Source organism: Roseibaca calidilacus (assembly GCF_001517585.1).
Taxonomy (GTDB): Bacteria; Pseudomonadota; Alphaproteobacteria; order Rhodobacterales; family Rhodobacteraceae; genus Roseinatronobacter; species Roseinatronobacter calidilacus.
Map to the genome: position 1 here is coordinate 341033 of NZ_FBYC01000004.1, position 15416 is coordinate 356448.

The 15416-nt window shown below is 62.8% G+C and carries 14 protein-coding genes; 9 read left to right on the forward strand and 5 right to left on the reverse strand.

Annotated features, from left to right (window positions below; translation table 11 throughout):
* Positions 1 to 81: 81 nt before the first annotated feature.
* Positions 82 to 1746 carry an NAD+ synthase gene (locus AWT76_RS05130; RefSeq protein ID WP_072245401.1) on the reverse strand — a complete coding sequence of 555 codons (1665 nt, stop codon included), beginning with the start codon at positions 1744 to 1746 and terminating at the stop codon, positions 82 to 84.
* Positions 1747 to 1819: 73 nt separating this feature from the next.
* Positions 1820 to 2299 carry a hypothetical protein gene (locus tag AWT76_RS17230; RefSeq protein ID WP_342667155.1) on the reverse strand — a complete coding sequence of 160 codons (480 nt, stop codon included), beginning with the start codon at positions 2297 to 2299 and terminating at the stop codon, positions 1820 to 1822.
* A gap of 182 nt (positions 2300 to 2481) precedes the next feature.
* Here AWT76_RS17230 and AWT76_RS05140 point away from each other — a divergent pair, with 182 nt between their 5' ends.
* The 3 genes from AWT76_RS05140 to AWT76_RS16675 all read left to right on the forward strand — a co-directional run bounded on the left by AWT76_RS05140 (position 2482) and on the right by AWT76_RS16675 (position 4794).
* Entirely contained in the window at positions 2482 to 3900 is a 1419-nt protein-coding gene (locus AWT76_RS05140; RefSeq protein WP_082700113.1) for an MORN repeat-containing protein, read from the forward strand.
* A 158-nt stretch (positions 3901 to 4058) separates the two neighbouring features.
* Complete coding sequence (locus AWT76_RS05145; RefSeq protein ID WP_072245403.1) at positions 4059 to 4442, forward strand: VOC family protein; 384 nt, start codon at positions 4059 to 4061, stop codon at positions 4440 to 4442.
* A 4-nt stretch (positions 4443 to 4446) separates the two neighbouring features.
* A complete protein-coding gene (locus tag AWT76_RS16675; RefSeq protein ID WP_072245404.1) occupies positions 4447 to 4794 on the forward strand; it encodes an MmcQ/YjbR family DNA-binding protein in 348 nt (115 codons plus the stop codon).
* A gap of 84 nt (positions 4795 to 4878) precedes the next feature.
* Here the strand turns inward: AWT76_RS16675 and AWT76_RS05155 are convergent, their stop codons facing one another.
* Positions 4879 to 6081, reverse strand: a complete 1203-nt coding sequence (locus tag AWT76_RS05155; protein WP_072245405.1) for a cytochrome P450 — start codon at positions 6079 to 6081, stop codon at positions 4879 to 4881.
* Between the two features lie 132 nt (positions 6082 to 6213).
* On the opposite strand from AWT76_RS05155, the gene lptF reads away from it, so the two are divergent.
* The 4 genes from lptF (at position 6214) to AWT76_RS05175 (ending at position 11940) form a co-directional block, all read left to right on the forward strand.
* The gene (gene lptF / locus AWT76_RS05160) at positions 6214 to 7314 is read left to right on the forward strand and encodes an LPS export ABC transporter permease LptF (RefSeq protein WP_072245406.1); all 1101 of its coding nucleotides are present in this window, start codon (positions 6214 to 6216) and stop codon (positions 7312 to 7314) included.
* A complete protein-coding gene (gene lptG / locus AWT76_RS05165; RefSeq protein ID WP_072245407.1) occupies positions 7311 to 8405 on the forward strand; it encodes an LPS export ABC transporter permease LptG in 1095 nt (364 codons plus the stop codon). The genes lptF and lptG overlap by 4 nt, the downstream gene beginning before the upstream one ends.
* Positions 8405 to 10591 (forward strand): LPS-assembly protein LptD, encoded by a 2187-nt coding sequence (locus AWT76_RS05170; RefSeq protein WP_176699344.1) that lies wholly within the window; start codon positions 8405 to 8407, stop codon positions 10589 to 10591. Before lptG ends, AWT76_RS05170 begins: the two co-directional genes overlap by 1 nt.
* A gap of 113 nt (positions 10592 to 10704) precedes the next feature.
* Positions 10705 to 11940, forward strand: coding sequence for a peptidylprolyl isomerase (locus AWT76_RS05175; RefSeq protein WP_072245408.1), 1236 nt, complete (start codon positions 10705 to 10707; stop codon positions 11938 to 11940).
* Between the two features lie 31 nt (positions 11941 to 11971).
* Here AWT76_RS05175 and ftsY read toward each other — a convergent pair whose 3' ends face one another.
* A complete protein-coding gene (gene ftsY, locus AWT76_RS05180) occupies positions 11972 to 12973 on the reverse strand; it encodes a signal recognition particle-docking protein FtsY (RefSeq protein WP_072247476.1) in 1002 nt (333 codons plus the stop codon).
* Positions 12974 to 13112: 139 nt separating this feature from the next.
* On the opposite strand from ftsY, the gene AWT76_RS05185 reads away from it, so the two are divergent.
* Together AWT76_RS05185 and AWT76_RS05190 are read left to right on the forward strand one after the other, a co-directional pair.
* Positions 13113 to 14147, forward strand: coding sequence for an alkane 1-monooxygenase (locus AWT76_RS05185; protein ID WP_072245409.1), 1035 nt, complete (start codon positions 13113 to 13115; stop codon positions 14145 to 14147).
* On the forward strand, positions 14144 to 14536 hold the full coding sequence (locus tag AWT76_RS05190) for a hypothetical protein (RefSeq protein ID WP_072245410.1): 393 nt from the start codon (positions 14144 to 14146) through the stop codon (positions 14534 to 14536). Before AWT76_RS05185 ends, AWT76_RS05190 begins: the two co-directional genes overlap by 4 nt.
* Before the next feature lie 4 nt (positions 14537 to 14540).
* Here AWT76_RS05190 and AWT76_RS05195 read toward each other — a convergent pair whose 3' ends face one another.
* Entirely contained in the window at positions 14541 to 15392 is an 852-nt protein-coding gene (locus tag AWT76_RS05195; protein WP_072245411.1) for a helix-turn-helix transcriptional regulator, read from the reverse strand.
* Between the last annotated feature and the right edge of the window lie 24 nt (positions 15393 to 15416).

The following is a 15416-nucleotide window of genomic DNA, read 5'->3' on the forward strand; positions in this document are numbered from 1 at the left end:
CGCCAAAACCCGCGCAAGAACAGCCCTGCAAGCCGCTATAAACCGTCTTGTGATTCATTTGCGCAATAGACCGCGCGCCGCCTAGGCCCCAGAGCGGTCGCGCCAGCGATTGACCATCGGGTAGCGCCGATCCAGCCAGAAGGCGCGCAGGCTAAGCCTTGGCCCCGGTGCCGACTGATACCGCTTCCATTCAGCTATCTGGACCAAATGGGCGACGCGCTCGATTGTAGCGCGTCCGAAACCGCGCGCGACCAGATCGGCCACTGACAGGTCATGGTCCACCAGCCCTTCCAGAATCGGATCCAGCACATCATAGGGCGGCAGGCTGTCATCATCGCGCTGGTCGGCGCGCAGCTCCGCCGATGGGGGTTTGTCGATGATGCCGGGCACGATGACCTCGCCGCTGGGCGCTTTCATCCATGGGGCGTGATTAGCATTGCGCCAGCGGCAGATGTCGAAGACGCGGGTTTTATACAGGTCCTTGATCGGATTATAGCCGCCATTCATGTCGCCATAGATCGTGGCATAGCCCACCGCGACCTCGGATTTGTTGCCGGTGGTCAACAGCATCGCCCCGGTCTTGTTGGAAATCGCCATCAGGATCGTGCCGCGCAGGCGCGATTGCAGGTTTTCCTCTGTCACATCTTCTGCCAGCCCGGCGAAGAGGGGTGCCAGCGCGTCGCTCATGGCGCGCCGCGGGCCTTCGATGCTGACCTCGTCCAGCTTGCAGCCCAAGCGCCGGGCCTGATCGGCGGCATCCGACAGGCTGGCGGGTGATGTGTATTCAGATGGCAGCATCACGCAATGCACGTTGTCGGGGCCAAGCGTGTCGGCGGCAATGGTGGCCACAAGCGCAGAATCAATGCCCCCCGACAGCCCCAGCACGACGCGGCCAAACCCCGATTTGCGCAAGTAATCGCCAAGCCCCATGCACATGGTCCGATAATCCTGCGCCAGATCATCGGGCAAGGCGGCGCGCGGCCCAGGTTCAGCGCGCCAGCCATCCGGGCCTTGGGTGAAATCGACCGAGACAAGGGCTTCCTCATGCGCGGGCAGTTGCACCGCCAGCTTGCCGCCCGGGTTCAGAACAAAACTTGCCCCGTCGAATACCTGATCGTCTTGTCCGCCAACAAGATTCAGATAGACCAATGGCAGGCCGGTTTCGACCACGCGGGCGACCATATGGGTCATGCGGGTGTCGAACCGCCCCCGCGCATAGGGCGAGCCATTGGGCACAAGCAGCAGTTCCGCCCCGGATTCGGCTTGCGCTTCGGCGACGTCCTCGTGCCAAGCGTCTTCGCAGATGGGGGTTCCAATGCGCAGCGGCCCAGCGACGAACGGACCGGATATGTCCCCCGAAGCGAACACGCGTTTCTCGTCGAACACCTGTTCATTGGGCAGATGGTGCTTGCGGATCACGGCGCGCACCGACCCGCCGCCCAGAACCGCCCAGCAGTTATAGATCGCGCCGCGCGCGCCCATGGGCAGGCCGATGCCCAACAGCGGCCCATCGGCACAATCGCGCGCAAGCCTGTCCAGCATGGCGCGCAGATCGGCCAGAAAGGCGGGGCGTTGCACAAGATCTTGTGTCTGATAGCCCGACAGGAACATTTCCGGCAGCGCGACCATATCCGCACCGTCAGCCTTGGCGCGGTCCCATGCAGCGCGCGCCTTGGCGGCATTGCCCGCAAGATCGCCCAAGGTCGGGTTCAGTTGCGCAAGCGTCAGGCGAAAGCGGTTGGACATGTGTCGGGCCTTGGGTGTCTGGCAAGAATGCCTTCACATATCACGCTGGCCGCCCATGGGAAGGGCCGCCCGCTTAGGTGCCACCTGCATCCCGAAACATCTGTTCCATCTGGGCGACCGTCATAGCACCTTCATCCGCGTCAAGCCCGCGCGCGTCGAGCGCCGTCTGGTTCAACTGGCGTCGGTCGATCCAGCGCGCGGCCTCGTCCAGATTGCCGCTTTCAAGCCGCGACAGGAATTGCGCGCTCATATAGCTTGAATTCTCGCGCAACTGCTCTGGCGTGCGGTCCATGTAGCTTGCCAGCATCTCCTGCTGTTGCTGCTCTGTCAGACGATAAAAGCTGAAACCAGAATCGTTTGATTGGGTCGAAGACAGCGTGGCGTTAATCGCTTCGCCAAGGCTGACCGTCCCCGTTTGCACAAGGGTCGCCGCACCCATTCCCAGCGTCAGGGTGGCCGCGCTCAGCACAACCCAATCCACGCTGACCGCCCCGCTTTCATCGTGCAACGCGGCGAGCACCCGAGTGTAGCTGGTAGTCTTGCGCAAAGTCATAGCCGCGATCCCTTGATGAACGTGCCAGTGTTTCGCCGCAACGTGGTCTGGACATGACATTTTCATGGCGAGTTTGTGCCGCTGCGCTACAACTATGACAGCCCTCGACTTGCCCGGCCCCCTTGCGCGAACATGTGCCCCCGACTAGGCTATGGCCAAAATCCCAAGGGGACTTCTGCATTATGGCTTTCAACTCTGCCCTGCCGCGCGCGCTGGTCGCTGCGCTTATTATGTCCACGACTGGCCTTGCACCTGCCATTGCCCAGACCGATGGCGTTCTGACGCGCCAATACGAGGATGGCGGCGTCTATGAGGGGGAATTCCGCGACGGGCTGCAACATGGCCAAGGCACCTACCGACTGCCCAATGGGTTCGAGTATTCGGGCGAATGGTTGGATGGGCAGATCACCGGCGAGGGTGTTGCGCGCTACCCTTCGGGTGCCGTCTACGAGGGCAGCTTTGTCGCTGGCCGGCCCGAAGGTCAGGGCATGATGACCTTTGCCGACGGGTCCACCTATGAAGGGGACTGGGTGGCCGGTGCGATCACCGGGCAAGGCCGCCGGGTCTTTGCCAATGGCGCGGTCTATGAAGGCGCGATGGTCAATGGTGAACCCGAAGGCGAAGGCACTCTGACCCGTGAAGATGGCTATGCCTATACCGGCACTTGGGTCGCCGGTGCGCGCGAAGGGCAAGGCCGCATCACCTATCCCGATGGCGCTGTCTATGAGGGAGAGATGCTGGCCGATCTGCGCCATGGCACCGGCACGCTGACCCGCCCGGATGGCCTGCGCTATGAAGGAGAGTGGCAAGAGGGCGCGCTGCACGGGCAAGGCGTGCTGACGCAGGCCAATGGCGATGTCTATACCGGCGCGTTCGAAAACGGCCTGCGCCAAGGCGCGGCCACCGTGCAACAAGCCGATGGGCTGATTTTTGAAGGCCAATTCGTGGCCGACCAGCGCGAAGGGCCGGGCAAGCTGACCGGGCCAGAGGGCTACCTTTACGAAGGCACTTGGGTCGCGGGCCAGATCGCGGGCGACGGGCGGCTGGTGCAGCCCGACGGGTCCGAGTATGTCGGCCAGTTCCGCGCGGGCCTGCCCGATGGGCAAGGCCGCATCACCTATGCCGATGGCGCGACCTATGACGGCGCGTGGCGCGATGGGCAGTTCCACGGGCAAGGCAGCGCCACCTTCGCGGATGGCTCCAGCTATGACGGCGAACATGTGCAAGGGCTGGCCGAAGGGCAGGGCACCATGACCTTCGCCGATGGCCGCGTTTATACCGGAACACTCTTGGGCGGTGAATTGCACGGCGAGGGCGAGATGACCTATCCGGACGGGTCGGTCTATACCGGCCAATTCGTCGAAGGGCTGCGCGATGGGCAGGGGCGCATCGAACTGGCGGATGGCTTTGTCTATGAAGGCGAATGGCTGGCAGGAGAGATCACCGGCACCGGCGTTGCGACCTATGCGACAGGCGATGTCTATGAGGGCGAATTCGTGAATGGCCAACGCAATGGCAGCGGCGTGCTACGCTACGCGACCGGCGAAGTGCTGTCGGGCGACTGGGAAGACGGGGTGATGACGGTGCGGGATGGGGAGTGATCCCGCCGCGCTTTGTGATGGTCGTGCCGGGTAGTGGGGCGGTCAAATTAGAAGCGGCTTAGGGCCGCTTTGCGGACGAAGCGGTCTTTCGCTGCGTTTGATCCTATGTCTGCTATACTCAACTGCCAAACCAAACCATCAGAAAGGCAGATTTGAACATGACTTGGAAACCAAAAAACTATTCGACCATCAGCCCCTACCTCATGGTGCGCGACGCGGAAAAGACCCTTCAGTTCATGGAAGCTGTGTTCGCGGCGACGCGTTTGCGCCTGCACCCTCGGGAAAATGGGCCAGGCGTGGCACATGCCGAAGCCCGGATAGATGACAGCATCATCATGATGGGCGAGGTGCCCGACGCCAGTGAAGCACACATTCACGTTTATGTCCCGAACGCGGAGGAGACCTTTGCAAAGGCAGTGGCCGAAGGTGGGAAAGTGGTCCAAGACCTCACTCGCTCAGGGGATGGGGACTATCGCGGTGGGATCGCTGACGGGAATGGCATCGTCTGGTGGATTTCTACGCAAGAAGAATATCGGAACTAGGCCAATGCTTTGGAATGATGCTGTAACGCTTGCAATGAAATGGCCGGAAGTCAGCGAGGCGACGTCCTATGGCGAGCCGTCACTGAAAATCCGCAAGCGACTGCTGGCAAGGCACCGTCTCGACGACGACACCATTGTCCTTCTTGACGTCCCGGCAGAGGAACGCGCGCACCTGATAGAGATCATGCCAGAGGTATTCTTTTGCGAACCACACTACCACGGCCATGAAATTGTGCTGGCTTATCTCGAACATGCACCGGTTGATGTCATTGAACGGCTTTTAGAGCGGAGGTGGAGAAACTCCGCAAGCAAGCGTTCGGTCACCAATTTCAAAAACCGAACTGCGCAATAACAGACATTCATTCTCCCCGCAGCATCACGCAGTTTGGGCTCTTTGCGTCGCCGGTGCGCATAGATGTAGGAACCGCTTACCACCTCACCCCACCACCCCCTCCAACCGCGCATACCCCCGAAACCGTATCCGCCCGCCCGCAATCCGTGCGTCCTCCAGCCGGTAGCTGGGGAAGCGTTGCAAAAACCGGCTGACGGCCACTTTCCCTTCCAGCCGCGCCAGTGTCAGCCCCACGCAGACATGCGGGCCGCCGGCAAAAGCCAGATGCCGGTTCGGTTTGCGGGCAATGTCGAAGCGGTCGGGCGCGTCGAACACCGCAGGGTCGCGGTTCGCCGCCCCGATGCACAGGTGCAGCACCGTCCCCGCCGCGACCCCGACGCCGCCGATCTCGACATCCTCGACCGCCTGCCTGTTGCCGAATTGGTTGGGCGACAGATACCGCAGGCTTTCCTCTATCGCGGGGCCGATCAGGTCGGGGTCGTCCAGCAGCCGCGCGCGCTGGTCGGGGAAATCTTCCAACAAGGCCAAAGTGTTGCCGATCAGGTTGGTCGTCGTCTCATGCCCCGCGTTCAGGATGAAAATGCAATTCTGCAACAGCTCTGTTTCCGACAGCGTCTCGCCCTCGCGCGTGCCGTGGATCAACCGGGTCAGCACATCCACTTCCGGGTCGCCGGGGGCTGCGCGCCGCCGCGCGACCAGCCCTTGCAGATAGGCGGTGAATTCCGCCACCGCCCGGTTGCCGCGCGCCAGCACCTCTGGCCCCGGCGCGGGTTCCAGCGCGCCCAAGATCGCCAGCGACCAGTCGCGCAAAGGGCCGCGCTCTGACAGCGGCACATCCAGCAGGTTGCCGATAATCTCGACCGGGATGGCGGCGGCGAAATCTTCGATCAGGTCCACCCGATGCTCCATCCGGTCCAGCAAGCGGTCCACGGTTGCCACCAGCCCCGGCTCCATCCGCGCAATCGCGCGCGGCGTCAGCGCAGAGGCCATGATCCGGCGCACCCGCGTGTGCAAAGGCGGGTCGTTGAACACCAGCGAATTGGTGTGATGGGTATAGAGCGGGGCATCCCGCCCAAAGATCGGCGCGAACATGGCGCGCTTGTCAGAGGAAAACCGCACCGTGTCGCGATACACGCGGTCCAGATCGGCATGGCGCGACAGCAGCACCGACCCGTCGCGCAGCCGCAACACGGGTGCGCCCCGCAACAAGGCCGCATAGGTCGGGAACGGATTGTCCAGAAAGCCCGGCGGCGGATTGGCCAAATCGAATGCGGCGATGTCCTGCATGAATACTCCTCCCTTTCCGGCAGACTGCGCAAGTTTCGCCCGTGTCACAAGCCCCGGCCCGCGTGTTCGCCGTGGCATTCATGCGCCCGGCAGGTTAAGGTCTGCCAAGTGAATTTGAAGGACCGACCCCGCGTGAGCCGCATTGACCGATATCTGCTGGCACAGCTTCTGTCTGTCTTCGCGTTTTTCACGCTGGTTCTGGTGGCGGTCTATTGGGTGAACCGCGCGGCCCGCCTGTTCGACGCGGTGGTGGGGGACGGGCAAAGTTTCTGGGTGTTTCTGGAACTTTCGGCGCTGACCTTGCCCAATGTGTTCCGCGTGGTGTTGCCGCTATCGGCCTTTGCGGCTGCGGTCTATGTGGCGATCCGCATGACCCGCGACAATGAAATGGTGGTGCTGCAAGGCACCGGCATTTCCTTTACGCGGCTGTTGCGCCCGGTTGCCGTGTTCGGGCTGATCGTGGCCCTTATGCTGGGTGCGCTGATGCATGTGCTCAGCCCCATGTCGCGCGCGCAGTTGGCCGAACGGCAGGTGGCCATCGCGGGCAATATCAGCGCGCGGCTGCTCCGCGCGGGAGAGTTCCTGCAACCCGCCGATGGCATCGTGGTGTTCATCCGAGAGATCTCCGAGGATGGCACGCTGAACGATGTTTTCCTGTCGGATTCGCGCGCGGCCGAGCGCCGGGTGGACTATAACGCCAAACAGGCCCTGCTTGTCACCGTTACCGGCAGTGCCGTGCTGGTCATGCTGGATGGCGTGGCGCTTGCCTATGAAGGGTCCAACGGGCGGCTGACAACGCTGGGTTTTGATGAATTGACCTATGACATCGGCGCGCTGATCGCCCCCGGCGGGCGGCGGGTTGATGTGGTGGAATTGCCCACGGCAACGCTTTTGGGGGTCAATGCCGCCGCGCGCGCGGCGCTGGGCGTTACGCTGGCAGAGGTGCGGTTTGAATTGGCCTCGCGCGTGGCGCAGCCGCTCTTGGCGGTCATCACGGCCTTGGTCGGGTTCACGGCGCTGTTTCTGGGGCAATTCAGCCGCCTTGGCGCGTGGCGGCAGGTTTTGGCGGCAATTATGGTTTTGATCGTCATTCAGCTTTTGGCCAATGCCACCGCCGGGGTCGCGTTGCGCCGGGCAGAGCTTGCGGCATTGGCCTTTACGCCGGTGGTGGCCGGTTTGGCGGTGGTCGGCGCCATGCTCTGGAGCGCGACGCGGCGAAAGGGGCGACTATGATCCTTGCGCGGTATTTCCTGCGTCGTCTGCTGGGCACGGCGGCCATGGTCTCTGGGGTGTTTCTGGGCATGATCCTGCTGCTGGACATGGTCGAGCAATTGCGCCGCCTGTCAGGACAGGATGCAGGCTTCGGGGCTGTCTTGCGCCTGTCGCTGTTGAACACGCCAGAGGCGTTTTATGAAATCGCGCCCTTGGTCATGATGCTGGCCGCGCTGTGGCTGGGGCTGGGTTGGTCGCGCAGTTCGGAATTCGTGGTCATCCGTGCGGCGGGCCGGTCTGTCCCGCGTCTGCTGCTTGTGCCGGGGCTGGTGCTGCTGCTGGCGGCGTCGGGCTTTGTCGCGCTGATGAACCCGCTGGTGGCCAGTTCCGTGCGGGAATACCAGCGCAGCTTGGCCGCGCTTCAGGGCGGCAGTGGCGCTGTGGTGGCCTTGGCAGGCGATGAGCTGTGGCTGCGGCAGGCCGACCGGCTGGGTCAGACCGTGATCCACGCGCGCCGCGCCGAAGACACCGGAACCGTTCTGTTCGATGCCAGCTTTTTCGTGTTTCACGCCGAGCGCGGCTTGTCGGTGCGGCTGCAAGCCGACCGGGCCGATCTGCGCCCCGGATCGTGGCGGCTATCTGGTGTGAAGCGTTGGCGCTTGTCCGACCTGAATCCCGAAGCACAAGCGACCACCTTGTCCAGCCTTGCCATTGCAACTGACCTTACGCCCGAGAAAATCCGCGACAGCTTTGCGCAGGCGCGCACCGTTCCGCTGTTCCAGCTTCCCGGTTTCATCGCCACGTTAGAGCGCGCGGGGTTTTCAGCGCTCGAACACCGGATGCGGTTGCATATGGAACTGGCGCTTCCAGTGTTGCTGACGGGCATGATGTTGTTGGCCTTGGCGCTCAGCATACATCATGCGCGCGCGGGCGGGGTCGGAATTCGGGCGCTTGTCACGATTCTCTCTGGATTTACACTGTTCTTTTTGCGTAACTTCGCACAGGTCTTGGGGGAGACCGGGCAGATTCCCGTGTTGCTCGCGGCATGGGGATTGCCAGTTGCCACGATGCTGCTTGCCATGGGTGTGATGCTGAATCAGGAAGAATATTGATGGGCGCTTGGTCGCTCCTGCCTCGGTGCGGCGGCCTTGGTCGCGTGCTGGCCTGTGTGCTGGGGCTTGGGGTGACTGGTCCGGCTGTGCTTATGCCGGCGGCTGCGCAAGAACAGGACGGGTTTGCAACGCTACTGGCGGACCGCTTGTTTCTTGCTGGTCCAAACCGCCTGATTGCAGAGGGCAATGTCGAAGCCGTCCTAGATCAGACGCGATTGACCGCCGAACGGGTTGTCTATGATCGCGCGACCGGGGCCATGCAGATCACTGGTCCCTTGGTGCTGACCGAAGGCACCAGCACCGTCTTGCTGGCCGATAGCGCAGACCTGCGCGAAGGCTTGCGGCTGGGGCTTATCCGTTCCGCGCGGGTCGTGATGGAGCAGCAACTTCAGATCGCGGCGCATTCGGTCGAACGGCGTTCCGAGCGGTTCACAGAGATGAACAATGTCATCGCCTCTGCCTGCGAAATCTGCCCCGACACCGAAACGCCCTTGTGGGAAGTGCGGGCCAATCGCGTGGTGCATGATGCCGAAGAACGCCAGCTATATTTCGAAGGCGCGCGGTTTAGCATGTTCGGCCTGCCCGTGGCCTACATCCCGCGCCTGCGCGTGCCCGATCCCAGCCTAGAGCGGACGACCGGCTTTCTTAGCCCTAGTTTTTCGTTGGATACGGATCACGGGTTCGGCTTGCGCGCGCCGTATTTCATTGCCCTATCCAGCGACAAGGATCTGACGCTGACGCCGTTTTTGGGCACCAAGGGAACCTACGCTTTGGAAGCGCGCTACCGGCAGGCATTTTCCAACGGCTTGCTAGAGCTTGGCGGACTGGTCGCGCGCGATTCCATCCGCCGCGGCGAATTTCGCGGAATGGTCTATGCCGAGGGCGATTTCGCAATGCCGCGCGGCTATGAGTTGAGCTTCAACATTATCCATCCGTCAGATGACAACCTGCTGGAAGATTACGACCAAGGAGAGCCGCGGCTGACCAGCGACATTACGCTGGAACGGGTGCGCCGCGACGAACGTATCCGGGTGCAAGCTCTGCAATTCCGGTCGCTGCGCATTAACGATGTGAACGACACGCTACCCAATAGCGTGGGGCAGGGCCTGTATGACCGGCGCTTCGATATGCCGGTTCTGGGCGGTGTGGGCCGCATCCGGCTGGAAGGCGAGGGCTATGCGCGCCGCGCGCCCATTTCAACCGGCCCAATCGCCGACCGTGATCCCAAACGCGTTGCCCGATTCTCTGCCGATCTGGGCTGGCGGCGCGATACCGTGCTGCCCGGCGGCGTTTTGGGGGCCGTGGGGGTCAATCTGGGCCTTGACCATTTCCGCATTGCTCCGGCTGCAAGCGGCTTTGCCCCCACCACCACACGCCTGCGCCCATCGGTCATGGCCGAATTGCGCTGGCCCTTGGTGCGGACAACGAACGGCGGGGCCAGCCATGTGATCGAACCGGTCGCGCAAGTGATCTGGAGCAATGATCGGCTCTATGGCCTGCCCAACGCCACCAGCCGAATGCCCGAACTAGACGAGGGCAACCTGTTCAGCTTCGACCGTTTCGCGGGCGGCGACGCGCGCGAAGCCGGGCTGCGCGCCAATCTGGGCCTAAGCTGGACACGCTATGACCCCGATGGCTGGTCCAGCACCATCACCTTGGGGCGGATTATCCGCGAGCGCGACCTGAACCAGTTTTCCACGGATTCGCCGCTTGCAGGGCGCAACTCGGACTGGCTGCTGGCGGCCAGTGTCGACACGGCGGCCGGGCTGACCCTGTCCAGCCGGTCGCTGTTTTCGAGTGATTTCGACCTGACGCGCAGCGCGATCGAGTTGGATTGGACGACGGATGATTTCAGCATCTCGACCAGCTATATGCGCATTCAGGCGGACCCGTTTGAAAACCGCGCCGAAACGGCATCGGAATGGAGCTTTGACGGTGCCCGCGCCTTGGACGAGAATTGGACCGCGCGCGTTGGTTGGCGCTATGATGTCGCGCAAAAACGTGCGGCGCGCACCGTTGTCGGGCTGGATTATGAAAATGAGTGCCTGCGCATGGCCATGCAGGTCGAGCGCGAGTATTCAGCCACCACCAATGCGAATTCAACGCGTCTTGGTCTGTCGGTCGATATTCTGGGGATCGGCGGAAACCCGTCGCGCGCCAGAAAAAGTTGCTCTGATGGCTCTTAGAAGCGGGCTTGCAGGGCATGACATCACGCATAGGGTGGTGTATGCCCTAGCAAAGCGGTTGCGCCGGTGCAGTTTGACCCGGCGCGCCTTGCAGCAAAACGGATCAAATTCAGATGCCTGACACATTGTCTTTTCGCGCCAGCCTGATCGGCCTTGCCCTTGTCGTGCTGGCTGTGTTCCAGATTGCAGCGGGCCCCGCATTGGCCCAAAGCCCGTTTTCGGCGGTGCGCAAGGTCGGGGATCGGGTTATCACCGAATATGACGTGTCACAGCGCATCGCATTCCTTGAATTGCTGAATGCCAGCGCCACCGATATCCGTGCAGAGGCGATTTCGCGCCTGACCGCAGAGGCCGTGCAGCGTAACCACGCGCGCCGCATGGGCGTGCGGGTGACACCCGATGAATTGGTCGAAGGCATGGCCGAATTTGCCGGCCGTGCCGATTTGGAAACCGAAGCCTTCATCGCAGAGCTTGCAGACGGCGGTGTGGACCGCGAGTCGTTCGAGGCCTTTGTCGAGGTGGGGCTGTTGTGGCGCAAGATCGTGGGGCCAGAGCTTGGCCCAACCACTAACGTGACCGCCACAGAGATTGCCCGCGCGCGCGATGTCGCCGCAATTCGGGGCACGAAGCGGGTTTTGATTTCCGAGATATTTCTGCCCGCAGACCCGCAATACGCAGATCCGGTCGCGCAAATCGTGGGGCTGATCGAGAATGCGCGCAGCATTGAAGAGTTTTCGCAAATTGCGCGGGAATATTCGCTGGCAGGCAGCCGAGAGCGCGGGGGGCGGCTGGATTGGGTGGCGCTGGAGCAGTTGCCCGGACAGATCGGCGGCCCGATTGGTGCCGCAGAGCCGGGCCAGATTGTTGGCCCGATCGAATTGAGCGGTGCGATTGCTTTCTTCCAGTTGCGCGCAGTCGATAGCACGCGCGACATTCCGGCGGAGCGGGTGAAGCTGACCTACAAGCGCCTGCTTCTGCCCGGTGGCCGCAGCCCGGAAACGCTGGCGACCTATGCCGATATCCGTGACCGCGTGCAGCATTGCGACGGTCTGGACCCTTATGCCGCGGGCCTGCCAGATGGGTCCATCACCGACCACGAGGCGCTGATGCAGTCCATCCCGCAAAGCGACGCGGTGGAACTGGCGCGGCTGGACCGGTTTGAGACATCGGCGAACACGGTCGAAGGCGACAATCTGGTCGTTCTGATGCTTTGCCGCCGCGAGCTGGAACAAGACCCACGCCCAAGAGATAGCCAGATCGAGAACAGCCTGTTCAACGACCGGCTGAGCGCGCGCTCTGACATAATGCTGGATGAATTGATCGCCGACACGGTTATTGTCGATTACTGATCCAGCCTTGGCGCAAGGCAAGCGGTAGGGGTTAGTCGGCGTCCGCGCCGGTTAACTCGCCGCCGACAAGGGCTTGCGCGAATTCTTCCGGGTCGAAGGCTTGCAGATCGTCAATCTGCTCTCCCACCCCGATGGCGTGAATGGGCAGCCCAAAGCGGTCGGCCAAGGCCACCAGCACACCACCGCGCGCCGTGCCGTCCAGCTTGGTCATGACCAGCCCAGACACATCGGCCAATTTGCGGAAAATCTCGACCTGGTTCAGCGCGTTCTGGCCTGTTGTCGCGTCCAGCACCAGCAGCGTGTTATGCGGCGCGTCCGGGTCCAGCTTGCGCAGCACGCGCAGTATTTTCGCCAACTCTTCCATCAGGTCGGTGCGGTTTTGCAGCCGCCCGGCGGTGTCGATCATCAGCAAATCCACGCCCTCGGCCCGCGCGCGGACAAGCGCGTCATGCGCCAAGCTGGCCGGGTCGGACCCTTCGGGCGCGGTCATCACCGGCACGCCGGCGCGCTGCCCCCAGACTTGCAACTGCTCGACGGCGGCGGCGCGAAACGTGTCGCCCGCCGCGATCATTACCGATTTGCCCGCCGCGCGGAACTGGCTGGCCAGCTTGCCGATGGTCGTGGTCTTGCCCGCACCGTTCACGCCCACCACCAGCACCACCTGCGGGCGCGCGGGGTAAAGCGGCAGGGGCTTGGCCACGGGGTCCATGATGCGGGCGATTTCGGCGGCCAACGCGGATTTTATCTCTGGCACTGACAGTTTGCGCCCGAACCGCCCCTCGGCAAGGTTCGCAGTTACGCGGCCCGCCGTCTCTACGCCCATATCAGCGGCGATCAGCAGGTCTTCCAACTGCTCTAGCATGTCGTCATCCAGCACCCGGCGCGGGGCCGTGCCCATGACCCGGCCCAGAAGCCCCGGCTCGGGCTTGGGGGCGTCGTGCTCGGCGCCGTCTTCGACCAGCGCATCCAGCCCGTCCTTCAGCTTCGAGGAAGACTTGAACATACGATCTTTGAGTTTTTTGAAAAACGACATGCGATCCGCGCCCTGATTGTTCACAACAGGGCTACCGCATTGCGCATCAAAGGGGAAGATGCACGCGCCTTGCAACGCGCCGCATGGCGGTTTCGGGCGGCTGTGCTATCTTGCGGCAAAATCAATCCGGTCACGTTGCATGAAACACCCTGTCTTGCCCTTCGCCCTTGCCAGCTTGCCGCCTGTGCTGTTCCTGACAATCGGCACCTTTAACGGCGGGCTGTGGCTGTGGGCCGCCGCGCTATACACGTCGTTCTTTGCCTTCGGGCTGGATGAAGCCCTTGCCATGGCCAGCCGCGACGGCGCGCCCGGAAGCACCGAACGCGCGGCAAACCGGCTGTCGGTCGTGTTGGCGCTGGCACATCTGGCGCTTATCCCCTTGGGCGTGGCGACGGTATCGGGCGCGACGGGCTTGGGCATGCTGGAACAGGTTCTGGCCTTTTTCGGCTTTGGCTTGTTCTTTGGCCAAGTCAGCAATTCCAACGCGCATGAGCTGATCCACCGCAGCCAGAAAGCGCTCTTTGGCCTTGGCAAATGGGTCTATATCTCCATGCTTTATGGCCATCACACCACGGCGCACCGGTTGTTGCACCATGCCCATGTGGCAACCCCGCTGGACCCGAATTTCCCGCCCAAGGGCCGCAGCTTTTACGCCTATTTCCCGCGCGGCTGGGTGCGCAGTTTCACGCGTGGCTATGCGGTCGAGCGTGCGCGCGCGGCGCGCGCGGGGCGGATGAACCCCTATGTCGAATATGTGGGGGGCGCTTTGGCCTTTGTGCTGGTGCTTTGGCTGGCTTTTGGGGGCGCGGGCGTTCTGGCCTATCTGGGCCTGTGCTTTTACGCGCAATCGCAACTGGCGATGGTGGATTACCTGCAACATTACGGGCTGGCGCGGCGCAAGCGGCCCGATGGCAGCTATGAGCCGCAGACGATTCACCATAGCTGGAACAGCCCGCATTGGTTCTCGTCGCATATGATGGTCAATGCCTCGCGGCATTCTGACCATCACGCCAATCCGGGGCGTGTCTACCCTGCGCTGCGCTTGCCCGAGGATATGCCGGTTTTGCCCTATTCGCTGCCCGCGATGGGGATCATTGCACTGATCCCGCCCTTGTGGTTCAAACTGATGGACAAACGGGTCGACAAGGTTCTGGCCCGGATGGAGGCTGCATGATCCGTATCCTGTTGGCGCTTTTGGTTTTGGCTTTGCCCGCGCAGGCGCAAACCCCGATGACTGCGGCCGAGTTTGAAGCCTATGTCACGGGGCGCACCCTGACCTTCGGCTTTGACGGGCAATCCTACGGCGTAGAAGAATTTCGTGAAGGCCGCCGCACCACTTGGGCCTTCATGCAGGAAGAATGCCTTGAGGGAAGCTGGTTTCCGCGCGGTGAGCAGATCTGCTTTGTTTATGACAATTATCCGTCCGAAGAGCATTGCTGGATCTTCTGGAAAGGTGAGGACGGGCTGAACGCGCGCTCCATGGGTGACGGCGACACCGAGCTTTATGAAGTGCAGCAAAGCCCCCGTCCGCTGATCTGTCCGGGGCCCGAAGTCGGGGTGTGACCGGCTATCCAAAGGCCAAGGCGCTGCTCCACAGCAGCCGCATCAACCCGCTTTGCCCCGAAACCCCGGTTTTCGCATAGATTTGCTTGGCGTAGCTGCGCCCTGTCTCGCGGGTTAGGCCAAGGGCGGCGCTTGCTTTTTGCAAGGACTGACCTTGCCCCAAGGCCCGGGCAAGCCGCGCTTCCGATAGCGTTAGCCCAAGGGCAGGGGCAATCTGCTCTGGCGCGGGCAGGGGGCGGTTAAAGCGCAGCAAGGTTTTGCCATCGGGCAGGCCATAAGCCGACAGACCGCCCGGCGGTTTGGCCAGTGTTCCGGGTGCAAGGCTTGGCGCATGGGTGCCCGCTTCGGCCAGCAGGCGCGCGGCGGTGCTGTCAGGCCCCTCTGGCCCGATCAACCCCAAGCCCGCACGCCATTGCAGGCTTTGCGCGCGGTCCAGCGCGGCGGCGAGGGTGGCCCGCTCTTGCGCCAGCGCCACGGCCTGCGCCACATGTGGGATCAGGCTGGACAGACGCGAGCTGTCACGCGCGCGAAACACGCCGCGCGCCCGGTGCAGCCACAGACAGATCCGCGGCCCTTGTGCCGCAATCACCCTATGGTCACCCGTGCTGAAATCGGGGTCAAACGGCCCCGCGCGGTCTGTCAGCTCTTCGGCGGTATACACCCGGTTGGGGCGCAACACGGCAAAGCAATCGGGGTGCGGCACGGCGGCGCCATGGACTGCCCTTTCGGTGAACAGCGTGGCGCGGCTGGCCTGCATCTGGCCGCATAGAAGCGCCAAGACATGCCCCCAAGCATGGCCATCGCGCGTGGCATGTCCCAGCGCCAGCAGGATCTCTGTGTCTTCGTTTGCGATCATTTCACGCCTTTACCCCCATTTGGG

Bases quoted from the DNA above. Each gene is read 5' to 3' on its own strand.
- AWT76_RS05130 (WP_072245401.1), bottom strand. From the start codon at position 1,746: ATGTCCAACCGCTTTCGCCTGACGCTTGCGCAACTGAACCCGACCTTG.
- AWT76_RS17230 (WP_342667155.1), bottom strand. From the start codon at position 2,299: ATGACTTTGCGCAAGACTACCAGCTACACTCGGGTGCTCGCCGCGTTG.
- AWT76_RS05140 (WP_082700113.1), top strand. From the start codon at position 2,482: ATGGCTTTCAACTCTGCCCTGCCGCGCGCGCTGGTCGCTGCGCTTATT.
- AWT76_RS05145 (WP_072245403.1), top strand. From the start codon at position 4,059: ATGACTTGGAAACCAAAAAACTATTCGACCATCAGCCCCTACCTCATG.
- AWT76_RS16675 (WP_072245404.1), top strand. From the start codon at position 4,447: ATGCTTTGGAATGATGCTGTAACGCTTGCAATGAAATGGCCGGAAGTC.
- AWT76_RS05155 (WP_072245405.1), bottom strand. From the start codon at position 6,081: ATGCAGGACATCGCCGCATTCGATTTGGCCAATCCGCCGCCGGGCTTT.
- lptG (WP_072245407.1), top strand. From the start codon at position 7,311: ATGATCCTTGCGCGGTATTTCCTGCGTCGTCTGCTGGGCACGGCGGCC.
- AWT76_RS05170 (WP_176699344.1), top strand. From the start codon at position 8,405: ATGGGCGCTTGGTCGCTCCTGCCTCGGTGCGGCGGCCTTGGTCGCGTG.
- AWT76_RS05175 (WP_072245408.1), top strand. From the start codon at position 10,705: ATGCCTGACACATTGTCTTTTCGCGCCAGCCTGATCGGCCTTGCCCTT.
- ftsY (WP_072247476.1), bottom strand. From the start codon at position 12,973: ATGTCGTTTTTCAAAAAACTCAAAGATCGTATGTTCAAGTCTTCCTCG.
- AWT76_RS05185 (WP_072245409.1), top strand. From the start codon at position 13,113: ATGAAACACCCTGTCTTGCCCTTCGCCCTTGCCAGCTTGCCGCCTGTG.
- AWT76_RS05190 (WP_072245410.1), top strand. From the start codon at position 14,144: ATGATCCGTATCCTGTTGGCGCTTTTGGTTTTGGCTTTGCCCGCGCAG.
- AWT76_RS05195 (WP_072245411.1), bottom strand. From the start codon at position 15,392: ATGATCGCAAACGAAGACACAGAGATCCTGCTGGCGCTGGGACATGCC.